Origin of the sequence: Mucilaginibacter agri (assembly GCF_009928685.1) — a bacterium.
Lineage (GTDB): Bacteria > Bacteroidota > Bacteroidia > Sphingobacteriales > Sphingobacteriaceae > Mucilaginibacter > Mucilaginibacter agri.
In genome coordinates, this window is the sequence record NZ_WWEO01000042.1 from 464,153 (window position 1) to 485,675 (window position 21,523).

Genomic DNA, 21,523 nt, shown 5'->3' on the forward strand with positions numbered 1-21,523 from the left:
TTGCTTAGGCAGAGGGATGTAAATAATTTAGCAGTTTTTTTCCTCTGCTTTGTATTGCCGGGCTGCCATTGCGCATCAGGTATTCGAGCTGTTCCGAAAGCTCGTCCGCTACCCAAGGGTAGCGATGCCTCAGATTAAAGATTGTTTCTGCACCAAATGCTTTTACAGCAATTAAAACTTTCGGATCTATAAGCCACTCAAAACATTGGTTCACTACGATTTCCATATCAATATCCTGCAGCTTTTGCTGTATAGCGGGCAAAGCTTTAGGGGAGGTGAGGTGCATGGCTATTTTGGCATAATGCCTTTGGCAGCTGCCATTTGTCACATTGGCAAAATTACCTATCAAGTACTCTATATCTGTTAAATAAGATTCGGGGCGTTGTAAAAAGACATTCTCAAGCAACCATGCGGCCCTGAATGCTAACTTCTTATTACCATCAAAAGTGAGGTCGATAAGGTCGCGTAGCTTAAAGTTATTTTTTTGAACGATCTTAGTCAACTCCAGCACTTTGGTTTTACCCATGGCGACGCTTATTTGCTGTATCAATTGTTCTTTATCAGTCATTTGCGATGGTGATATTAAGGGGTGGGAAAGATATTAATTGCGCGACATTTTTTTTACAGGTTACGCAAATCGGGCGATTGTGAACACTTGACGGTTGTGGTGTAAACTTGTTTAATCTAAAAATTATACATTTGCCCAATACATAATAGATTAATACATGGTTAAATTTAACCGTTTTACTTTAGATAACGGCCTCCGCGTACTCGTACACGAAGATAATACAACCCCAATGGCGGTAGTTAACATTTTATATGATGTTGGCGCCCGTGATGAAGACGAATCACAAACCGGTTTTGCCCATTTATTTGAGCATCTGATGTTTGGTGGTTCTGTAAATATACCCACTTACGACGAGCCTTTACAGCGCGTGGGTGGAGAAAATAACGCCTTTACCAGTAACGATATCACCAACTATTACATTACGCTGCCTGCTGTGAATCTGGAGACGGCATTCTGGCTCGAAAGTGATCGCATGCTAAGCCTGGCTTTTAGCGAAAAAAGCCTCGAGGTACAACGCAACGTAGTAATGGAGGAGTTTAAGCAGCGCTACCTCAATCAGCCTTATGGCGATGTTTGGCTGCATTTACGCCCAATGGTTTATAAACAGCATCCGTACCGCTGGGCAACTATTGGCAAAGAGCTTTCGCACATCGAAAACGCTAGCATTGAAGATGTAAAGGCTTTCTTTAAAAAGCACTATAATCCTCAAAATGCTATTATGGTAGTTGGGGGCGATGTAAAAACGGAAGATATCAAAGCACTGGCCGAAAAATGGTTTGGACCGATACCTGCGGGCGAAAAATATGTACGCAACCTTCCGCAAGAACCTGAACAGCATCAAGCCCGCCGCGAAACGGTGACAGCCAATGTGCCGTTAAACGACGTGTATATCGCTTTCCAGGCGCCTGGCAGATTGGAGGATGGCTACTACGCAGTAGATCTGATGGGTGATGTATTGTCGCGTGGCAATTCATCGCGCTTATACCGTAGTTTGGTAAAAGACCAGCAACTATTTAGCGATATTCATGCATACATGACTGGAAGCTTCGATACGGGGATGTTTGTGGTAGAAGGTAAGCCGACCGAGGGTGTTAGTATTGATCAAGCTGAAGAAGCGATCTGGCAGCAACTGGAGCTTTTGAAGCAAACAGAAGTGCCCGAAGACGAGCTAACCAAGGTGAAAAATAAAACCGAATCTACATTGATGTTCTCTGAAATGTCTTTGCTGGATAAGGCCATGAACCTTGCATATTACGAGTTGCTTGGTGATGCCGAAGCCCTGAACCACGAAGCTGATAAATATTTGCAAATTACTGCAGAGCAGATTAAAGAGCAGGCAAACCGGATATTCCGCAAAGGAAATTCGTCGACTTTGGTATACCTTGCTGCCCAACCTGCGACTGAAGAAATAGAAGAAACTGAATAACCAGTATGATGTTAGACAGAACTCTGGCACCACATTTTGGTGCAATTGAACATATTAAGTTAGTTGAGCCTAAGCATATCAAATTGCCGAATGGCAGTAACCTGTATTATTTTAATTCGGGCGAGCAGGATCTGGTGCGCATAGAATGGGTGTTTGGCAACGTGCGTTTTAACGCAGATAGACCATTGCTGAATAGTGCGGTTATAACTATGCTAACCGAAGGCACCAGTACCTTAACAGCCTCGCAAATTGCCGATAAGATAGATTATTATGGCGCGTTTTTGCAAGCAGAATATGGTTATGATAATTCTGTTGTAACGCTATATAGCTTAAGCAAGCACCTCGCCAGTACTTTGCCGGTTATTAAAGATATTATTACCGATTCTGTATTTCCGGAAAGTGAACTGCAAACCTATATTCGTAACCAGCAACAAAAGTTGCAGGTTAGCTTGCAGAAAAATGACGTGGTAGCACGTCGCACATTTAATAAAGCGATTTACGGTGAATCGTTGTACGGGTTTGCAGGCGATGGTGCCGATTATCAGCAACTTCAACGAGCTGATATGCTGGCGCATTTTAAGCAAATGTATCAACCATCAAACTGTGATATATTTTTAGCCGGAAAAATCGACGACGAGGTTTTAAACCTGGTTACGGATGCTTTCGGCGCCAGCTGGGCTAATGGTCCCGAATCCGCAGACATAAGCCAACCGGCTGTAAAATCATCCAACGAGCTTTTCTATTTTATCGAAAAGCCCGAAGCCTTACAATCGGCCATCCGCATAGGTACCCGAAGCATTAATCGTTCACACCCGGATTTTCCGGCATTACAAGTGCTTAACACCATTTTGGGAGGTTATTTTGGTTCGAGGTTAATGGCCAATATCCGCGAGGACAAAGGCTATACCTACGGCATCGGATCGGGTATGAGTGCACTTAAGCATGGTGGTGCGCTGTTTATTGCAACAGAAGTAGGTGCCGACGTTTGTCGCGACGCTTTAAGCGAAATTGAGAAAGAGATCAATCGCCTGAAAACCGAATTGGTGCCCCAGGAAGAACTTGACCTGGTGCGTAACTATATGTTGGGTTCGCTTTTGGGTAGCCTGGAAAATGTGTTTTCGCATGCCGATAAATTTAAGAACGTATATTTCTCGGACCTCGATTATGCTTATTACGACCGCTACACCAACGTTGTTAAAGCCATTACGCCGCAGGATGTTTTAGATCTTGCCAATAAATACCTAGACTTTGATAAAATGTATAAAGTGATAGTAGGGAAGTATTAAAAGAATTTCGGAGTTCGGATGTTCGATTTCGGATTGACTCTCCAGCACGTCATTACGGTGCGAAGCAAGCCCCAATAAGCAGAGCGGCTCTAAGTCTGTGATTGCTTCGTACCTCGTAATGACGTTTTGTTCATAACGATCACTTCGACTCCCTCTCCTTTGGAGAGGGCTGGGGTGAGGTCATTAACAAATTGTAATCTTAATGCTATATAATTGCATTAAGCCTCAAATTCGACAAGAGGGTTTCTAAAATCCAAAATAATTGCTACCTTTGCCCGGCAAATAACCCTATTTGCCATGCTCGACTCCTCAAAATTTATCGCCGAAGGTTTAACATACGATGACGTATTGCTTGTACCGGCATACTCTGAAGTTTTACCCCGCGACGTTGACACCAGCTCTTATTTAACCCGCACTATTAAAATTAATGTGCCTATTGTTTCTGCAGCAATGGACACCGTTACCGGTTCGCAACTGGCTATTGCTATTGCACAGGCGGGTGGTATTGGTATACTGCACAAAAACATGAGCATACAGGCACAAGCCGAAGAAGTTCGCCGTGTAAAGCGTTCGGAAAGCGGGATGATCCAGGATCCGATTACCCTTCACGAAGACGCTCTTGTTTCTGACGCTGTTAAAATAATGAGAGAATACCGCGTAGGTGGTATCCCGGTTATAAGTGCCGACAACGTTTTGGTAGGTATCATTACTAACCGCGACCTGCGTTTCCAGAAAGAAATGAATAAGCCTGTTCGTGAAGTAATGACGGTTACTAACCTCATCACTGCTCCCGAAGGTACTACGCTTTTACAGGCAGAGGAAATACTACAGAACTACAAGATAGAAAAACTACCTGTTGTAAATAAAGATAACAAGCTGGTAGGCCTTATAACCTTTAAAGATATCCAGAAGTTTAAAAATTACCCTAAAGCTTGTAAAGACGAGCATGGCCGCCTTCGCGTAGGTGCTGCCGTTGGTGTATCTGGCGATAATCTTGATCGTGTTAAGGCTCTCGTTGCTGCAGGTGTAGATGTTATTACCGTCGATACCGCTCACGGCCACTCTAAAGGTGTGATCGATATGGTTAAGGCTACCAAACAATTGTTTCCTAACCTGCAGGTTATAGCTGGTAACATTGCCACTGCCGACGCAGCTCGTGCTCTTGCCGACGCAGGTGCCGATGCCGTTAAAGTGGGTATTGGCCCAGGTTCTATCTGTACCACCCGTATTGTGGCTGGTGTAGGTGTGCCTCAATTATATGCCGTATATGAATGTGCACAAGCTCTTAAAGGCACAGGCATCCCGGTTATTGCCGATGGTGGTATTAAACAAACCGGCGATATCGTAAAAGCCATTGCAGCCGGTGCAAGCTCTATTATGGCAGGTTCACTGTTTGCAGGTGTAGAAGAATCGCCAGGCGAAACCATTATTTACGAAGGCCGTAAATTTAAATCATACCGCGGTATGGGTTCCGTTGATGCAATGGAGCAAGGTTCTAAAGACCGTTACTTTCAGGATGAAACAGACGTTGTTACTAAATTAGTACCCGAAGGTATTGTAGGTCGAGTGCCGTACAAAGGTACCCTGGCTGAAGTAATTTACCAATATGTTGGTGGTTTACGCGCCGGTATGCACTACTGCGGTTCTACCAATATTGCTGATCTGCAGGATGCCAAATTTGTACGCATCACAGCAGCCGGCATGCGCGAATCACACCCGCACGATATAACTATTACTAAAGAATCTCCAAACTACACACGATAAGTTTATGGTTGATTAGGTTGGATTTGATTAAGTTTTTGAAACGATAATAACTTTGCATCACTCCAACTTAATCAACCTAATCAACCTAATCAACCGATAACATGAAATCCATTTGCGTATTCTGTGGTGCCAACTTTAATGGCGACCCTGTTCTAAGTGCTGCTATTGATCAATTAGCCGAGGTTATGGTGAGCCGTAATATGAACCTGGTATTTGGCGGTGGCAGGGTAGGTGTTATGGGTTTGCTGGCCAACGCAATTCTTGATCGTGGTGGGAAGGCTATTGGTGTGATCCCGGAGTTTTTGATGAATAAAGAGGTTGGCCATACCGGCATAACCGAATTGCATGTAGTGGAAAACATGCATCAGCGCAAGCAGATGATGAATGACCTCTGCGACGGCATAATCATGTTGCCCGGCGGCTTCGGCACCCTCGAAGAATTTTTTGAAGTGTTAACCTGGTTGCAGCTTGGCTTACACAGAAAGCCAATTGGCATTTTAAACGTAAACGGCTTTTACGATTTCCTGCTAAAACAAATGGACGTGATGGTTGAACAGAAATTTCTGAAACCTATAAACCGCGAATTGGTGATCACCTCTACAGACGCGATAGAACTGGTTAACCTAATGGATACCTTCAAAGCCGAACCCGATGAGGTATGGTTTAAAGACAGAAATCTGATTTAGGCTTAGTGTATAGGTTATATACGGCCCGTCATGCTGAACTTGTTTCAGCACCCCACCGGGCAGGTTATTAACCAAACTGTACACTAATCATTTGAGTCGCCGATCCTAATGACTATCGGGATAGCATGACGATTTTGGATTCTACCTTTCCACCTTTACAGCCTCAACAACGTTATTGCTAATGCTGAAAATTGGTTCAATTTCGAAGTTGAAATTCTGAAGTTCGCCCGGTTTAATATCAAATAACTTTTCTAGCAGAACTACCTTTTCGTGAGGGATATCCTGCTTATCATCAAACTTAATTTTCCGATAATTATTAAAGGTTTTCTGGCTGATATTAAGCAGTTGGGGTAAAATAAGTATTGCTTTGCGGTAATCGTTAACGGTTAATTTGTTTAGCAGTTCGTTAATGCAGTACTTAAAAACTGGTTTAGGCATCTTTTTTTTAGTAAAAATTTTCTATGTTTAAGCAAAGTTTTGCTTTTACATACAAAAGTAAAGTTAAGTAATAGACCAATAAACCCTAACTTTTTTATATTAAATTGATGTATAACGCTGACAATCAGGATGATATTTTTTTCGCCAGGATAGAGGTCAATATTCGTCAGCATGCTAAGCATCAAAGAATGACCCTGTGCGACCTTGCTGCGGCCATTGATATGACTGAAGCAGGTTTTTATAAAATGCTCTCTACGGACAGCATGAAGGTGAAAACGCTTAAGAAGATAGCCGAGGTATTGAATTTGCCGGTTAATATTTTTTTCGAAGAGTTTGTCCCTCCGCCAAATTCAAAAGGCTTTGTATGGAGACCCGAGGTGTACACTACCGAAGCCGAGGGCTTGTACATTACCGAGCGGGAAGGCCTTAAACGGCAAATAGAATTGTTGGAAAGTCAGATAGCTGATAAAAATAAGATCATCGAACTACTAAGCAAAAAATAGCTTTTGCGCTGTTCACGCGGCAGCTATGCCCGTTTTCTTGAAAAGGATAATCGCCTTAACTCTCTCCCAAACCTCATATCGTTTGCATAAATAAATAATTGTTAAGATGATCATGCTGGTGATTGTTTGTTACAATGTACAATAATTATTTAACTTTTATTTTAAATGATTGCATTTCGGTGCTTTCCTGATTAATTATAAAACAATCAACAATTCCCTATATTGGAGGCATGAAAAAACTGTTTTTCCTGCTACTCCTCGTTTCTTTTTTTCGTGTAAATGCTCAGGATACGCTGCTATTACATCAGCGCGCCATATTGGTTGATACCCATAACGATGCCCTTACCAACCAGCTGATCACCCATGCCGATTTGGGAAAACTCCAAACTACAGGTAATTTCGATCTGGTACGTGCTAAACGGGGCGGTTTGGATGTACAGGTTTTTTCTATCTGGTGTGGCTCCGATTATGGACCGGGGAAAGCTTATGCTATGGCTAACCGCGAAATAGATTCTCTTTATGCGCTGATTGCCCGCAATCCCGATCGCATGCAATTAGTAAACAACGCGCATGATTTGGCTGCAGCGGTACGAAAACAAAAGCTTGCCGCCCTTATTGGCGTAGAAGGCGGCCACATGATAGAGAACCGGATTGATTATATCGACAGCCTTGCCAAACGCGGTATGCGATATTTAACCCTTACCTGGAACAACAGCACGCCTTGGGCAACATCAGCTTATCAGGAACGCTATAAAGCAGATTCGCTGCCGCACCTCGGCCTTACCGATTATGGTAAGCAAATAATACATCGTTTAAACGATCTTGGTGTAATGGTGGATGTTTCGCATGTGGGCGAACATACCTTTTATGACGCCCTGGCAGTTTCAACCAAACCGGTTATCGCTTCGCATAGCTGCGCGTATGCACTGTGCCCGCATCAACGTAACCTAAAAGATGATCAGTTAAAAGCTATCGCCAAAAATGGGGGAGTGGTATTTGTGAATTTCTATAGCGGTTTCTTAGATAGTACCTATAATAAAAAACAGAATGCGTTTTTGGCTATACATAAGGCCGAGATCGACTCGATGTTTAACATCTATCACGATGGAGATTTGGCTACCATTGCAGTAAGTCAAAAACATAAAGCTGAGTCTGACGCTATGCGTCCACCACTAAGTTTGCTGATCAAGCATATCGACTACATGGTGAAATTAATAGGCGCCGACCATGTGGGCATTGGTTCCGACTTCGACGGTTCCGAATCTTTCCCCTTAGGTTTAGACAGCGTAGCCGATTATCCAAAAGTAACCGCCGAATTGATGAAACTCCACTACAGCACCCGCGATATTCAGAATATTTTGGGAGGAAACTTTATAAGGGTGTTAAGAGCCAATGTGGGAAAGTAAGTTGTCTGTTTTCTGTTAACAGTTGTCGGTTCTTAATTGCTTGTTAACGCATGCCAAGTGCTGGCAACCGACAACTGATAACCCACAACCGATTATAATTACTACAATATACTGACTGGTTTATTTTGGGCGCTTAGCCAATAAATTGTAAATTTGTATACTATTTCAAGAATCAAATGTCTCAAGATACTGAACACGTAAAATGCCTGATCATCGGATCAGGTCCCGCCGGATATACTGCTGCAATTTATGCTGCCCGTGCTGATCTTAAACCCGTTTTATATACCGGTATGATAGCCGGTGGTCAGCTTACCCAAACCACAGATGTAGAGAATTTCCCTGGTTACCCGCAAGGAATTATGGGCCCCGAAATGATGGAAGATTTCCGCAAACAAGCTGAGCGTTTTGGCACTGATATCCGTTTTGGTTATGTGAGTTCTGTTGATTTTACAAGCTTCCCACGTAAGGTAGTAGTTGACGAAACCGTTACGATCCTGGCTGATACGGTAATTATTTCTACCGGTGCATCTGCAAAATGGTTGGGATTAGAGTCTGAGCAAAAATATAATGGCTTTGGCGTTTCTGCCTGTGCTGTATGCGATGGCTTCTTCTTTAAAGGACAAGATGTTGCCCTTGTAGGTGCCGGTGATACCGCTGCCGAAGAAGCAACTTACCTGGCTAAACTTTGCCGTAAAGTATACATGCTGGTTCGCCGCGACGAGTTCCGTGCTTCAAAAGCGATGGTGAACCGTGTGTTGGCTACTCCAAATATCGAGGTTGTTTACAATACTGAAACTAAGGAAATTGTAGGCGATGGTCAGGCAGTTACCGGTGTAAAGGTACTTAACAACAAAACTGGCGAAGAAAAGGTGATCGACGTTACTGGTTTCTTTGTGGCTATCGGTCACCACCCTAACACGGATATTTTTAAAGGTATTATAGATATGGACGAAACAGGCTATATCAAAACTGTACCAGGTACTACCCAAACTAACGTAGAAGGTGTTTTCTGCTGTGGCGATGCGCAAGATAGCGTTTACCGTCAGGCAGTAACAGCAGCAGGTACAGGCTGTATGGCTGCATTAGAAGCAGAAAGATATTTAGCTGCTAAAGAATACGCAGAAGACGCCGAAGTTATTGCAAAAGCTGTTTAAGCATTTAAAATATAATCTTGAAAAGCCATTCGAAAGAATGGCTTTTTTTGTGCCTTATCATTGCCATTTGGGTGAAGAAGGGAGTACAAAAAGAAAACAGGTAACTGATAGCGCAAATCTAACGCCACCTGATAATGTGGCCTTTCGATTTTCTGATATTATACGACCTACACGGGGACAGATTCATGAAAATATGCAGAGCGGTGGCCCAGACGCAAAAGCGTGGCCGTGTATTGGATTTTGTGCGCTGGAGCTTTTTTGCGTCTTGATTTTTTGGATACTTTTGGATCAAGCCAAAAGTATCTAAGCCCCCGCGGCTATGAGCGGACTAACATTAATCATAGCATGAACCTCTGTAAATCGGGGATTGCTCCGTCTCTTGCAATGACGGCGGGAATAAAGCGAAATACTATATCACTTTTTCAATTACCCATCGATGTCCAAACGGATCCGTAAATTCTCCCTGTCGATAACCATATTCATAATCTACTGCCGGGCTAACATTCGATGCTCCAAATTCGATTGCTTTGGCCATCAGGCTATCAACATGATTAACCATTAAATGGACATCAACCGTTGTTACTCCAAAATCTAATGGGCTTTTGAGGTTTATCCCTTCCTCGTGTAAACGGAACATGCTGCCGTTAATGGATAATTCTGAAACATGGATGCTGCCATCATCATTGCTAAATCGCCGCAGCTCAATTGCGCCAAATACGTTTTTATAGAAATCGATATTAAAAGTCCCGCTTTTAATAGATAACATGGGGATGAAGATTGGCTTTTCCATGGCTTCAGTTCTAAATCATATACTAATATACCGCACAATTTTTGTGTTTAAAGCAAACACGTTGTTAAACGTATTCCATTTTTTACACGGCTTATTTAGCGGTAAGTAAAAAAATCTATTAATTTCACGGCTCGACAATTAAAACTCTCACGTAATTCTCTGATGCGAAAAATTAACCGGTTATTATCTATAGTTTCAATATCATTTGCACTATCATCCGCTTTGTATACCAACGCTAATGCACAAACCACCGACCGATACGCCGGGCTAATACCGGCCCCTGTAAGCTTAACCAAAGCTGCAGGTAGTTTTGTGCTAAGTCAGGAAACCCGCATTATTGCCGATTCTGTAAATAACAAGGCTGTTTTATTCTTCAGTAACTATCTTAAAAGTAAATGGGCCTTAAGTAATCAGCTGATCGCTAACACCGGCAATAACACTGCAGCTAATACTATCGTACTAACTTCAATCGGCACAGAAAATTTATCTGCCGAAGGTTACAAGCTAACGATTACCCCACAGCAAATTGTTGTTGCAGGTAAGGGGGCAGGTTTGTTTTATGGAGTTCAATCATTGATTCAGCTTTTGCCTTTAACGCGCTCGGGTAGTGTAGAACTGCCTTGTTTAACGGTAGAAGATTATCCGCGTTTTGGCTACCGTGGTTTACACCTTGATGTTTGCCGTCATTTTTTCTCGGTAGAGATGATCAAACAATACATTGATTTGATGGCGGCTTATAAACTTAATACCTTCCACTGGCATTTAACTGATGATCAGGGCTGGCGCATCGAGATCAAAAAGTATCCTAAGCTAACTTCAATCGGCAGCCAGCGCGCTCAAACGGTAATTGGTAACTATCATGACCGCACACCTCAACAATATGATAATACCCCTTATGGTGGGTTCTACACGCAGGATCAAATTCGCGATGTAGTTAGATATGCTACCGAAAGATACATAAACGTAGTTCCGGAAATTGAAATGCCGGGTCACGCTACAGCTGCTTTGGCCGCGTACCCAGAGTTTAGCTGCGACCCTGATAAACAGTACCAGGTAGCGCAAACCTGGGGCGTTTTCCACGATGTTTTTTGCCCGTCGGATAAAACTTTTGCGTTTTTAGATGATGTTTTAACCGAAGTGATGGACCTGTTCCCCTCGAAATACATCCATATTGGCGGCGACGAAACGCCTAAAGACGCCTGGCAACGTTCCGCTTTTTGCCAAAATCTCATCAAGAAATTAAAACTTAAAAATGAGCACGGTTTACAGAGCTATTTTATAGAGCGTATAGAGAAATTTGTAAACTCCAAAGGTCGCAGTGTTATTGGTTGGGACGAAATTTTAGAGGGCGGTTTAGCACCTAATGCTACCGTAATGAGCTGGCGTGGCGAAGCTGGCGGTATAGAGGCTGCTAAACAACATCACAACGTAATTATGACACCGGGCAGCGGTGGTTTGTATTTCGACCATGCACAAGGTAAATCAGACCTTGAGCCTTTTGGTATTGGAAATTTCGCGCCCTTGTCCAAAACGTATAGCTACAACCCAACTCCGGCCGCGTTAACGCCTGATCAGCAGAAGTATATTATTGGTGTGCAAGGCAATATCTGGACAGAATACATAGCCACAGAAGCCAAGTTAGAATATATGCTGTTACCACGTATGATGGCATTGGCAGAAGTTGCCTGGACACCATTAGCGAATAAGGATTTTAATGATTTTCAGCAAAACCGGTTGCCAAAGCATTTGGCCTGGTTAGATAAAAATAACATCAACTATCGGGTGCCCACTGCTATTGGCGCACCGGATAGCATTATGATGGGTTCGGCATTAAATGTTAACCTGAAAAGTCCGGTAGAAGGGGCAAAAATTTATTATAGTATAGATAATTATACTCCACGCGAAACTGATAAAGTTTACGAACATCCGCTCACTGTTGATGTTCCGCAAGATCAGTATCGCCAGCTGCAAACTATCGTGATTGCACCTTCCGGTCGCCGTAGCGTAGTAACCAAGGGAACCATGTATAATCGAGCCCCGCTGCCGGCTGTGGCTTATCAGCCAACAAAGCCAGGTCTTAAATACCAGGTAATGTCGGGTTCGTTCGCCAATACAGATCAATTGAACACTACAGCCACCATAGACACCGGCGTGGCTAAAGGCTTTTACACCACGGACTTTAAAAAGGCTTACAAAGGTGGCTTCGGAATAATATATGATGGCTATATTCGTATTGATAACGATGGTAAGTACATTTTCTCATTAAAATCGTACGACGGTTCGGTGTTAATGATAGACGACCAATTGGTAGTGAGTAACGATAATAAACACAGCATTTTCGAGCGCGGAGGCGAAGTATTGCTGCAAAAAGGTTATCACCGCATTAAAGTAAAATATTTTGATGTGTGGGCGATGGGTACATTACAGCTTTACTGGACGCAGCCGGGAAAAATAAAAATGGACATCACCTCCGATTATTTGTTTAACTAAGCTAATTGATTTATACAACATACAAACATGAATTTTAAAACTGTACTACTGCTTATTGCGGCCTGTGCGGGTATTGCATCCTGTAGTCAGGATCAGAAAACTGCACAAACCTCTGTGCCTGTTGCGCCGACTAAGCCAAAATTAGAGGAGCCCTTTAAATATCACAAAATGATAGAGGTGGCACCCGGTAAGTATTATGATGTTTTAAGCTGGGGGCGCGGTGCCGCTGGCGGCGGCGCTTACATGATCTTACGGTCCGACTCGTCGGAGCAGCAATATGACACCACAACCGGCGATCTGGAAGGCCCCATCCAGGACGTGCTTAACGCGGATATGGATGTTGACGGCAATCCCGAGATTATTATTCAGGCTAAATCTATTGATACCTCACGTTTTACCAATGTGTTTGTATATGAATACAACGGAAATAAGTCGCAAAAGATTGATTTTCCCCGCATGACGGTTAACCAGCGGAAGGGCTATCGCGGTAACGATAATATCTATATCAAAGACAGCAAGATGATGCGCGAATTTCCAATCTATGAAGGAAGTGGTACATCAGCAAAGCCAACCGGCGAGAAGCGTTTATTAGAATATAGCTTACACAGCAATAATTTCTCGGTGCGCACGGTTAGTACAGATACTACATCGGCCTCAAAAGCTGCAGTGGCAGATAAACCCACGGTTAAAGAAGAGCCTAAAAAGGAAGGCAGCAGCACATCATCTAAAAAGAAGACTACACATAAAACAGAAACCAAGAAAAAGAGAAGACACAGAGGATAATTAGCTAATTTGTCGATTTGCTAATAAGCTAATCGATCACTGCAAATTGAAAAATTAACAAATCAACAAATTATTTTATCAACTCTTGCACCTCCCTGACGTTTTCGATAGCTGCCATATCTATATCGTTATTAAAATACAACCACGCTTCTTTAGTGTGGTTGTTTTGTTTAATACCATCCACTATAGTTTTCAAGAACTTAGTCGAGTAAGACGACTTATATAACTCGGGAACACCATGAAAACGATAGTAAACCATGGGTGTGTTTTGTATCAAATCGTCTGGCAATTTAGGGTGACTTTGGCCGACAAAAGTAATATTGTATTTGGCAAAGGTTTCATATACATCATCACGCCACCAGCTAGGGTTGCGTAATTCTACCACATTTTTAAAAGATGGATTCAGGTTGCTCGTAATTCTTTCCAAGTGTTCCTCGCTGTAAGCAAAACGGGGTGGAAGCTGAAACAACACCGGGCCAAGTTTCTCTTTTAGGCCTTTATCAATTACATCATAAAATTCGGTTATTAATTCGGTAGTGTCCGTAAACAGTTTGTAATGCGTTATCGTTCGCGGTGCTTTTACCGAAAACCTGAAATCAGCGGGGCTGGTGTTATACCAATTCTGCAGTGTTTTTAATTGAGGAAAGCGATAGAAAGTGACGTTGAGCTCGAGCGTGTTGAAATGTTGACAATAAAATTCAAACCACTTGCGCTGAGGTAAATCAGCAGGATAAAATTTGCCTGCCCAGCTTTTATAAGAGAAACCCGAGCAGCCGATATACCATTGTAACATAATGTTATAAATAATATGATGGATAGATTGTTTGAGATTTAGCTTTCGAAACAATTTTTTTGTTAATTCGTAATAAGGCTTATCTAATGGTCACAAATCAATGTGCCTAAATAAATGATTAAGAGAATTTTACTTTATGGGCTGGCTGTTGTGTTGCTTTTAAATTTTAAGGCAGGTGCGCACGCAAGTAAATCTGATGTCATAACCCCGGCCCGCATTGATTCCCTTAACGAAAACGCTTACAAGAAAATACATAGCAACATAGCTACTGCAATGGTAATGCTTACCGATGCGGAGCAAATGTGTATTAAAACAAATTATACAAAAGGGCTTGCAGTAAACTACTTATATCAGGCGGAAGTATTTAATCAAAGAGGGTACTCAAAAAGAGCGCAAGTTTTATATAACCACGCCATTGAGTTGAGTCGCCAAAATAATGACCTTTATAATATCGCCCGCGCTGAGGAACACCTTAGCACCATACAGCGCAAGTTTGGTAATATGGACGAAGCAGAAAATCTCTTGAACAAGAGTTTAGCTATTCTGAAAAGATTAAATAAGCAGATAGAGATCGTAAACCTCAAACTGCGTATGGGTTTACTAAAAGAAGCTCAGAAAAAGTATCCGGAAGCTTTAGCAATATATGATGATGCTTGCGCAGAGGCTAAAAGGATAAAGTTTCAGTACGGCGAAAAAAAATCATACTTCAACCGCGCCGAGCTATATGCCGATATTAATGGTGCAGATTCTGCCATTATTTATTACAACAAAGCTTTGCGCGTTGATACATTAACAAAGGATCAATATGGAAAGGCATTATCGTACATTGGTTTAAGTAACGTAAGTTTAAAGCAGAGACAGTTAAAAAAGACCATTAGCTATGCCAATGCCGCACAGTTAAATGCCGACAGTGTACATGCATATAAATTGATGGTGGAGGCGCTCGAAATACTTGTCAAAGCTGCTAATTTACAGCATGATCTCGCCTCCGTTACCAAATGGCAGCAACGCCTGCTGGAGGTAGAACGCATTAATAGTGAGGCAAACAGAAATGATGCCGTGCTTTTTGTAGAAGTATTAAAGCAACAACAAGAACGGCAGTTGGCCATTCAGCAAGAAATTTCGGGCATACAAAAGGAGTCGCAAACTAAGAGTATCATATTGTTGTGTATTCTTATAGTGATGCTCATTGTGGTGCTGCTGGTATTTTCCGTTAGCTATAACTATAAAAAAGCCAAGCTTTACGCTGCCGAGCTTAACGAGAAGAATGAGCAGATTAAAGAGCACGCCAACTCATTAGACAGGCTTAACAAGCAGATATTGGGGCAAAATACCATATTGGAAGAAGATAATAGCTTGAAAAATAAATTGTTATCTATTATATCTCATGATTTAAGGCACCCTCTTACCAATACTAAAAGTATTATCGATCTGATAAATCTCAATCTGGTATCTAATCAGGAGGCGGGACATCTGTTTCATCACCTCGAAGCACAGTATACCCGTGCTGTTAGTTTGCTCGATAATTTATTGTATTGGATTAAAAGCCAGGTACATGATGGCCGCATAATTAAACAGGAAGTAAATCTGCGGCATATGATAAGCAGCCTGATAGAAGAACAAAAACTATCCTTGCAAAAAAAGGAGATTCAGGCAGTTAACCTGGTTGAACCGGAGTTTGAGTTATATGCCGAACTGGAAGTACTGAAGATTATATTCCGTAACCTGCTCTCAAATGCTGTAAAATTTACCAACCGTTATGGTGCAGTGGTTTTTGAAGCCGAAGCAACGGGCGCGGAGATTAAAATATCTGTTAAGGATAATGGCACAGGCATGAATGCCACTACACTGAGCCGGATACAAGGGTTAAGTAATTACACATCTAAAGGCACTGCCGACGAAGACGGCAGCGGTATGGGCTTAATGCTTATTCGCGACCTGATCAAAAAGATCAATGGTAGCCTTACTATCGAGAGTAGCTACGGCGAGGGTAGTGTGTTTACTGTTGCTTTAGCCATTGTTAGCGAACCCGTACTGCATCAGGAACAATAATTAATCAACCTACCTTATTTAAGCCGCAATTTTGCATATTTGACTTTGAGGCTATCTTTAAAATGCAGTTTGTTTATCCCGCTTTTTTATTTGCGCTTGCTACCCTGATTGTACCCATCGTGATACACCTGTTCAATTTCAGGCGGTATCATAAAGTATATTTCAGTAATGTGCAGTTTTTAAAAGAGGTACAGCAACAGCAAGCTTCTGGTCGTAATTTAAAAGAGCGGCTGATACTTGCCTCACGGCTGCTCGCCCTAACTTTTCTGATTCTCGCATTTGCGAGGCCATATTTTCCAGGCAAAGCATCCGCTACACCCGGTCAACGGCAAATTGTAAGCATATTTGTAGATAATTCCTATTCTATGCAAGCCCTTAGCCGCGAAGGAACTTTGCTGGACGAAGCAAAAACCCGCGCTAAAGAGATTGCCCAGAGCTATGATATAAATACCCGTTTCCAGATATTAACGCAAGATTTTGAGGGCAAACATCAGCTTTTATTAAGTCGCGATGAGTTTAATGATGCGGTTGATGCTATACACATCAGTGCACAAAGTCGCAACCTTCAGGCTATTATCAACAGGCAGCAAAGCCTAACGCATAGTGTGGGGACAAATAGCGCAGTGTTTGTAGTCTCCGATTTTCAGCAGAATATGGGCAACAGCAAGCCGGTTATCGATACAGGCGTTACAATTAACTTTATACAGCTTAAAGCCAATACATTACCTAATATCGCCGTAGATAGCGTGTGGCTGCTCAGTGCCATACATCGCCCTGGCGAAAACGAAAAATTGGTGGTCAAGCTACACAACTACGCAGACGAGAAGGCCGCTAACATCCCTCTTAAGTTATTAATTAATGATTCGCAAAAGGCGTTGGGCAGTTATACACTTGGTGCAGGAGCCAGCTTAACCGACACTTTATCCTTTTCGGGTTTGCAGGCAGGCTGGCAGCGCGCAGAGTTGCAATTACAAGATAATCCGGTAACCTTCGACAATCAGTTTTATTTTAGCTTTTTTGTACAAGCGCAAATGCCCGTGTTGCTGGTAAGCGGAGATAAGCCCGACCCATACCTTAGCGCCGCTTTTGGCAGCGATGCATTTTTTAAAGTAACGCAAACCACCGATGGTCATGTTGATTACAGCGCCTTAACACAATACCCGTTAGTTACTTTGAGTAATAATAAAACTATTTCTGGCGGCCTGGCGCAGCAATTGAAGGCTTATGTAGAAAGGGGTGGGACGCTAACCGTATTCCCGGCTGCTGATGCTGATTTGGCAAGCTATCAATCTTTATTGCAATCATTAAATGCTGCTTTCCCCGAGAAGTTAATTAAAGAAACAACGAAGGTCTCCGGTATCAACCTCAAAGCGCAGGTTTACCGTAATACGTTCGAAAATATGCCGCAGAACCCCGATCTGCCATCGGTAAAGGTCTATTACCAGTTGAACAGCAATTTGGCCTCGGGTGGCGAAAAATTGCTTACCCTAACAAACGGGCAACCTTTTTGGGAACAGTTTAAAGCCGGACAGGGTAAGGTTTATGTAAGCGCTGTTCCGTTGGACGAGACATTCAGCAACCTGCCTCGACACGCGTTATTTGTTACCACCATGCTGAGGATTGCCTTGCTGAGCGGGCACGACCAAGCTTTATATTATACCTTGGGTAACAGTGAATCTATAGAAACAGCTCCCATTCAATTAGGGCCAAATGAAATATTAACACTAACGCAGGGCAATCAAAAGATTATTCCCGACGTGCGCAGGGAGGGGGGAAGTACACTGCTTTACCTATCAGATCAATTGAAAAATCCCGGTCATTACCGATTGATGAAGCAGGATAGCGTAGTGCAATGGCTGGCGTTTAACAACAGCCGGTCGGAGTCTGATCTTCATTATTTAACCAAAAGCCAGCTGCAAAACTTACTCCCTAAAAAGAGCGTTGTATTGACACCCGGAAGTGCGTCGATAAAAACCATGCTCGCCGAAACAAATTTTGGTATACAATTATGGAAACTTTGCATACTTTTGGCATTGATTTTTCTGGCGGCCGAAATACTGTTGGTAAGGTTTTATAAACCGGTCAAAACTGTGGTTTCCTAAAGCAAAGAAAGGTCATATTACACTACTGGTTTACAAATCAACATTCATGAATTTGCTCATCAAATCTGCTACCATTGTTGACCCAAACTCTCCCTTTCATCTGCAGGTTACCGATATTTTAATTGAAAACGGTGTGATAACCGAAATTGGGGCCAATCTTACATCAGATGCCGAAAGTTTTGATGCCACGGGTAAATACTTGTTGCCTGGCTTTTTCGATCTGAATTGCAACATTGGCGAGCTGGGTTACGAAACTAAGGAAGATTTACACAGCGGTACCGCCGCAGCGGCTGCCGGAGGCTTTACAGGTTTGGCGCTAATGCCAAACACGGCAAAACCTGTACACTCTAAAGCCGAGGTAGAATACCTGGTTAATAAATCGAAGGGTAGTTTGGTTGACGTAGTGCCCCTTGGTGCTATTTCATACAAACGCGAAGGTAAAGATATGGCCGAAATGTACGACATGTACCAAAGCGGTGCCCGTGCTTTTACAGACGGTAATCATCCTGTACAAGATGCTGGCCTGATGGAACGTGCCTTACTTTACGCACATGGATTCAATGCACTCATATTCTCGTACCCGGAAGATACAGCTATAGCCGGCAAAGCCAAGGTTAATGAAGGCGAAGTAAGCACATTGTTGGGCATGAAAGGCATCCCTTCGCTGGCCGAGGAATTGATGGTGGCACGTGATCTCTACTTATCAGAATACACCAATTCGCCTATACATTTCTCAACAATATCAACCTGGAGATCGGTAGATCTGATCAGGCAGGCGCGCGCGCGCGGCCTTAAGGTTACGTGCGATGTGGCTGCACACCACTTAGTCTTAACAGACGATGCCCTTATGGGCTTCGACAGCCTTTATAAAGTGAAACCGCCGTTGCGTATCCAGAAGGATGTTGACGCGCTGATAGCCGGCTTAAAAGATGGCACCATTGATGCTATTGTAACCCAGCATACGCCACATGAGGTGGAATACAAAAACGTAGAGTTCGAGATTGCAGAATACGGCATCATCGGTCTACAAACCGCATTCTCGCTGGCTTTAAAGGCAGGATTGTCAATCGAGATGATCGCCGAGAAACTATCTGTTAACCCGCGTAAAATTATCGGAACCCCTTTAATTTGCGTAGCAGAAGATGCTTACGCCAACTTTACAGTAGTTGATTTGCAGCAAGATTGGGAATACACCAAAGACAATAATCTATCTAAATCATATAATTCGCCATTTATTGGTCAAACGTTAAGGGGACAAGTGTTGTTAACCTGTAACAATAACCAACTATTTAAATCATAAAAATGATTAAAGCTTTTGCGGGAGCGTTATTTTTAACTATGGGTTTAATCACCGTTAAATCGAAAGGTCAAATCAAAATAATCACTAATAACACGCAAAAAACTCATTATTTAGAAATAGCTTATGACAAAGCATTTGTTCACAAGCATTCAGATTCTATAAATTATCAAAAACAATTCTTCAAGAATTTTCCATCCACATTTGAGGATTTGTGCACGATATATGGATATGATGATAAAAAAGGTGCCGCTCCCTTGTATAATGTAGCAAAGTTGCACATTGATAAGTTATTTAATTTAGCATGTGTTGATTCGGAAAAAAAAGCAACAAAATTTGTTGGAATTTCTTTGAATGGAAAATGGGACGCAGACGCAGTAGGATATTTTCAAAATAATTTGCAAACCTTTACTATAGATAAGTTTGCAACTATAATTAGACTACTAAATACCTATACAGATAGCGATACAATATCTTTCTGGAAGTTTTATTTAGATATAGAAGATACCGATTACAGGAAAAAAAGCTATGATAGTATAGTTGGTAAATTAAGAGCTAATAATTCTAAAATGACAGCTTTAGTAACTGAGGCTTATCAAATAATAAATAAACAACAGCAAAATCATTAATACTTTATAGTTTTATATAAAACCTATTGAGATGACAGATCCAAAAATACATGCGGCTATTCGCGCTGCTTTGCAGGCGTTTAACAAATACCAACCGGTAGAGGCTACGGCCGAAGCTCGGTTTGACGAAGCTTTTTCTTCGGATAAAGACTTTTTGACCAAGGTGGATGATGTGGATGCCGTATTTGACGATATGCCGCAACTGGAACCTCTTCGTGAGGTGTTCTTCGATATGCTGATGATCAATTTCTTTAGCGAAGACGTGAAGAAACTGGAAGAAGATTATCTGGAAACCGAAGAATGGGAAGACATTGAAGAGCAAACGCTGGAGCGTGGTACCGAAATGCTTAACCTGCTATTGTACCTTAATGAGTGCCAGGACGAAGAAATTGAGCCATCATTAGAAGACTATCTGAAAGAATTTTTGTTGGTTGATGAAGATGAGTTTCAAGACGAATATCGTATTTACGAACCCGTAATAGCCAATCAGATTCTTATAGAAAGCCCGGTAAGCGAGATTAAACGCGTAGCGCTGGAAATTGATATCGAGTCGGAGTTGAAAGAACTGTTTTACCCGATGATGGTATTTTTTCAGGATGTGCAAAATGGCGAAAGCTCACCCGAAGATTTTAAGGCAAATGCAGTTGATATAGCTTTTGATTCAGCTGCTTATGCTATATTAGATACCTTTAAATAAACACTAAACCCTAATAAATTTATGACAATTTCGGATAAGGATATCAGGAAAAAGGCCGCCATGAGCGGATTGCTACTCGGTGTTATCGTAATAGTGATGACTATTTTTTCGTTCTATTATGTTACCACCATGGCGTCATCGCCCTACATGGTGTCGTTCGGTCCGCTTATTTTTTCGGTTACCATTCCTATCGTTGTTGCCGTATTTTTTGCCATCGACCTGCGTAAGAAAATAGGGGGATATTGGAATTTCAAACAAGCGGTAACAGGCTTTTTTGTAATGTTTTTGGTAAGCTATGCTGTTAACTATGTAGGTACAAATCTATTATTTGCCAAAGTAATTGAGCCACAAATGGTTGAGAAGACCCAAGAGGCTGTGAAAAATGCTTCGGCTAAGATTATGGAAGAGAAGAATGTTGATCAGGAGAAGATAGATGAACAGATGGAGAAGATCCAGAAGCAATTTGATGAGCAGAAGGAAGATACTCCAACCAAGGTTATTGCGCACTTCGGTATCTCAATCATTATGATTTTTGTTGTGGCGATGATATTTGCTGCTATCTTTAAAAAGGAGCAACCCCGGTATTTAACCGACGATTATCAGGCACCTGCCGACCCTACGGTTTAAGAGAACCAAATATGATATTTATAAGGACTGGT

The 21,523-nt window shown here is 42.2% G+C and carries 20 protein-coding genes; 16 read left to right on the forward strand and 4 right to left on the reverse strand.

Annotated elements, in window-relative coordinates; translation table 11 throughout:
- Positions 1–4: 4 nt before the first annotated feature.
- Positions 5–568, reverse strand: a complete 564-nt coding sequence (locus GSY63_RS11950; RefSeq protein WP_166586032.1) for a hypothetical protein — start codon at positions 566–568, stop codon at positions 5–7.
- Between the two features lie 157 nt (positions 569–725).
- Between GSY63_RS11950 and GSY63_RS11955 the strand changes: the two genes are divergently transcribed.
- The 4 genes from GSY63_RS11955 (at position 726) to GSY63_RS11970 (ending at position 5,730) form a co-directional block, all read left to right on the forward strand.
- The gene (locus GSY63_RS11955) at positions 726–1,994 is read left to right on the forward strand and encodes a M16 family metallopeptidase (protein WP_166586033.1); all 1,269 of its coding nucleotides are present in this window, start codon (positions 726–728) and stop codon (positions 1,992–1,994) included.
- Between the two features lie 5 nt (positions 1,995–1,999).
- Positions 2,000–3,280, forward strand: coding sequence for a M16 family metallopeptidase (locus GSY63_RS11960; RefSeq protein ID WP_317168563.1), 1,281 nt, complete (start codon positions 2,000–2,002; stop codon positions 3,278–3,280).
- Between the two features lie 297 nt (positions 3,281–3,577).
- Complete coding sequence (guaB, locus tag GSY63_RS11965; protein WP_166586034.1) at positions 3,578–5,044, forward strand: IMP dehydrogenase; 1,467 nt, start codon at positions 3,578–3,580, stop codon at positions 5,042–5,044.
- Between the two features lie 101 nt (positions 5,045–5,145).
- Positions 5,146–5,730, forward strand: coding sequence for an LOG family protein (locus tag GSY63_RS11970; RefSeq protein ID WP_166586035.1), 585 nt, complete (start codon positions 5,146–5,148; stop codon positions 5,728–5,730).
- Positions 5,731–5,871: 141 nt separating this feature from the next.
- On the opposite strand, the gene GSY63_RS11975 is transcribed toward GSY63_RS11970, so the two are convergent.
- Complete coding sequence (locus tag GSY63_RS11975) at positions 5,872–6,168, reverse strand: hypothetical protein (RefSeq protein ID WP_166586036.1); 297 nt, start codon at positions 6,166–6,168, stop codon at positions 5,872–5,874.
- Between the two features lie 107 nt (positions 6,169–6,275).
- Here GSY63_RS11975 and GSY63_RS11980 point away from each other — a divergent pair, with 107 nt between their 5' ends.
- The 4 genes from GSY63_RS11980 to GSY63_RS11995 all read left to right on the forward strand — a co-directional run bounded on the left by GSY63_RS11980 (position 6,276) and on the right by GSY63_RS11995 (position 9,538).
- The gene (locus tag GSY63_RS11980) at positions 6,276–6,671 is read left to right on the forward strand and encodes a helix-turn-helix domain-containing protein (RefSeq protein WP_166586037.1); all 396 of its coding nucleotides are present in this window, start codon (positions 6,276–6,278) and stop codon (positions 6,669–6,671) included.
- Positions 6,672–6,901: 230 nt separating this feature from the next.
- A complete protein-coding gene (locus tag GSY63_RS11985) occupies positions 6,902–8,077 on the forward strand; it encodes a dipeptidase (RefSeq protein ID WP_166586038.1) in 1,176 nt (391 codons plus the stop codon).
- Between the two features lie 176 nt (positions 8,078–8,253).
- Entirely contained in the window at positions 8,254–9,231 is a 978-nt protein-coding gene (gene trxB / locus GSY63_RS11990) for a thioredoxin-disulfide reductase (protein ID WP_166586039.1), read from the forward strand.
- Positions 9,215–9,538 carry a hypothetical protein gene (locus GSY63_RS11995; protein ID WP_166586040.1) on the forward strand — a complete coding sequence of 108 codons (324 nt, stop codon included), beginning with the start codon at positions 9,215–9,217 and terminating at the stop codon, positions 9,536–9,538. Before trxB ends, GSY63_RS11995 begins: the two co-directional genes overlap by 17 nt.
- A gap of 102 nt (positions 9,539–9,640) precedes the next feature.
- On the opposite strand, the gene GSY63_RS12000 is transcribed toward GSY63_RS11995, so the two are convergent.
- The gene (locus tag GSY63_RS12000) at positions 9,641–10,021 is read right to left on the reverse strand and encodes a VOC family protein (RefSeq protein WP_166586041.1); all 381 of its coding nucleotides are present in this window, start codon (positions 10,019–10,021) and stop codon (positions 9,641–9,643) included.
- A 162-nt stretch (positions 10,022–10,183) separates the two neighbouring features.
- On the opposite strand from GSY63_RS12000, the gene GSY63_RS12005 reads away from it, so the two are divergent.
- Both GSY63_RS12005 and GSY63_RS12010 read left to right on the forward strand, forming a co-directional pair.
- Complete coding sequence (locus tag GSY63_RS12005; protein WP_166586042.1) at positions 10,184–12,511, forward strand: family 20 glycosylhydrolase; 2,328 nt, start codon at positions 10,184–10,186, stop codon at positions 12,509–12,511.
- 27 nt (positions 12,512–12,538) lie between these two features.
- Positions 12,539–13,294, forward strand: a complete 756-nt coding sequence (locus tag GSY63_RS12010; protein WP_166586043.1) for a hypothetical protein — start codon at positions 12,539–12,541, stop codon at positions 13,292–13,294.
- Between the two features lie 70 nt (positions 13,295–13,364).
- Here the strand turns inward: GSY63_RS12010 and GSY63_RS12015 are convergent, their stop codons facing one another.
- Positions 13,365–14,087, reverse strand: coding sequence for a DUF72 domain-containing protein (locus tag GSY63_RS12015; RefSeq protein ID WP_166586044.1), 723 nt, complete (start codon positions 14,085–14,087; stop codon positions 13,365–13,367).
- A 114-nt stretch (positions 14,088–14,201) separates the two neighbouring features.
- Here GSY63_RS12015 and GSY63_RS12020 point away from each other — a divergent pair, with 114 nt between their 5' ends.
- The 6 genes from GSY63_RS12020 (at position 14,202) to GSY63_RS12045 (ending at position 21,491) form a co-directional block, all read left to right on the forward strand.
- A complete protein-coding gene (locus GSY63_RS12020; protein ID WP_166586045.1) occupies positions 14,202–16,139 on the forward strand; it encodes a tetratricopeptide repeat-containing sensor histidine kinase in 1,938 nt (645 codons plus the stop codon).
- Between the two features lie 62 nt (positions 16,140–16,201).
- Complete coding sequence (locus tag GSY63_RS12025) at positions 16,202–18,241, forward strand: BatA domain-containing protein (protein ID WP_166586046.1); 2,040 nt, start codon at positions 16,202–16,204, stop codon at positions 18,239–18,241.
- Between the two features lie 46 nt (positions 18,242–18,287).
- The gene (locus GSY63_RS12030) at positions 18,288–19,541 is read left to right on the forward strand and encodes a dihydroorotase (protein WP_166586047.1); all 1,254 of its coding nucleotides are present in this window, start codon (positions 18,288–18,290) and stop codon (positions 19,539–19,541) included.
- Between the two features lie 2 nt (positions 19,542–19,543).
- Complete coding sequence (locus GSY63_RS12035) at positions 19,544–20,167, forward strand: hypothetical protein (RefSeq protein ID WP_166586048.1); 624 nt, start codon at positions 19,544–19,546, stop codon at positions 20,165–20,167.
- 31 nt (positions 20,168–20,198) lie between these two features.
- Positions 20,199–20,864, forward strand: a complete 666-nt coding sequence (locus tag GSY63_RS12040) for a hypothetical protein (protein WP_166586049.1) — start codon at positions 20,199–20,201, stop codon at positions 20,862–20,864.
- A 21-nt stretch (positions 20,865–20,885) separates the two neighbouring features.
- The gene (locus tag GSY63_RS12045; protein WP_166586050.1) at positions 20,886–21,491 is read left to right on the forward strand and encodes a DUF4199 domain-containing protein; all 606 of its coding nucleotides are present in this window, start codon (positions 20,886–20,888) and stop codon (positions 21,489–21,491) included.
- Positions 21,492–21,523: the final 32 nt, after the last annotated feature.

What these genes read in the sequence shown, in the direction of transcription:
- GSY63_RS11950 (WP_166586032.1), bottom strand. Translation starts at nt 568, where the DNA reads ATGACTGATAAAGAACAATTGATACAGCAAATAAGCGTCGCCATGGGT.
- GSY63_RS11955 (WP_166586033.1), top strand. Translation starts at nt 726, where the DNA reads ATGGTTAAATTTAACCGTTTTACTTTAGATAACGGCCTCCGCGTACTC.
- GSY63_RS11960 (WP_317168563.1), top strand. Translation starts at nt 2,000, where the DNA reads ATGATGTTAGACAGAACTCTGGCACCACATTTTGGTGCAATTGAACAT.
- guaB (WP_166586034.1), top strand. Translation starts at nt 3,578, where the DNA reads ATGCTCGACTCCTCAAAATTTATCGCCGAAGGTTTAACATACGATGAC.
- GSY63_RS11970 (WP_166586035.1), top strand. Translation starts at nt 5,146, where the DNA reads ATGAAATCCATTTGCGTATTCTGTGGTGCCAACTTTAATGGCGACCCT.
- GSY63_RS11975 (WP_166586036.1), bottom strand. Translation starts at nt 6,168, where the DNA reads ATGCCTAAACCAGTTTTTAAGTACTGCATTAACGAACTGCTAAACAAA.
- GSY63_RS11980 (WP_166586037.1), top strand. Translation starts at nt 6,276, where the DNA reads ATGTATAACGCTGACAATCAGGATGATATTTTTTTCGCCAGGATAGAG.
- GSY63_RS11985 (WP_166586038.1), top strand. Translation starts at nt 6,902, where the DNA reads ATGAAAAAACTGTTTTTCCTGCTACTCCTCGTTTCTTTTTTTCGTGTA.
- trxB (WP_166586039.1), top strand. Translation starts at nt 8,254, where the DNA reads ATGTCTCAAGATACTGAACACGTAAAATGCCTGATCATCGGATCAGGT.
- GSY63_RS12000 (WP_166586041.1), bottom strand. Translation starts at nt 10,021, where the DNA reads ATGGAAAAGCCAATCTTCATCCCCATGTTATCTATTAAAAGCGGGACT.
- GSY63_RS12005 (WP_166586042.1), top strand. Translation starts at nt 10,184, where the DNA reads ATGCGAAAAATTAACCGGTTATTATCTATAGTTTCAATATCATTTGCA.
- GSY63_RS12010 (WP_166586043.1), top strand. Translation starts at nt 12,539, where the DNA reads ATGAATTTTAAAACTGTACTACTGCTTATTGCGGCCTGTGCGGGTATT.
- GSY63_RS12015 (WP_166586044.1), bottom strand. Translation starts at nt 14,087, where the DNA reads ATGTTACAATGGTATATCGGCTGCTCGGGTTTCTCTTATAAAAGCTGG.
- GSY63_RS12020 (WP_166586045.1), top strand. Translation starts at nt 14,202, where the DNA reads ATGATTAAGAGAATTTTACTTTATGGGCTGGCTGTTGTGTTGCTTTTA.
- GSY63_RS12025 (WP_166586046.1), top strand. Translation starts at nt 16,202, where the DNA reads ATGCAGTTTGTTTATCCCGCTTTTTTATTTGCGCTTGCTACCCTGATT.
- GSY63_RS12030 (WP_166586047.1), top strand. Translation starts at nt 18,288, where the DNA reads ATGAATTTGCTCATCAAATCTGCTACCATTGTTGACCCAAACTCTCCC.
- GSY63_RS12035 (WP_166586048.1), top strand. Translation starts at nt 19,544, where the DNA reads ATGATTAAAGCTTTTGCGGGAGCGTTATTTTTAACTATGGGTTTAATC.
- GSY63_RS12040 (WP_166586049.1), top strand. Translation starts at nt 20,199, where the DNA reads ATGACAGATCCAAAAATACATGCGGCTATTCGCGCTGCTTTGCAGGCG.
- GSY63_RS12045 (WP_166586050.1), top strand. Translation starts at nt 20,886, where the DNA reads ATGACAATTTCGGATAAGGATATCAGGAAAAAGGCCGCCATGAGCGGA.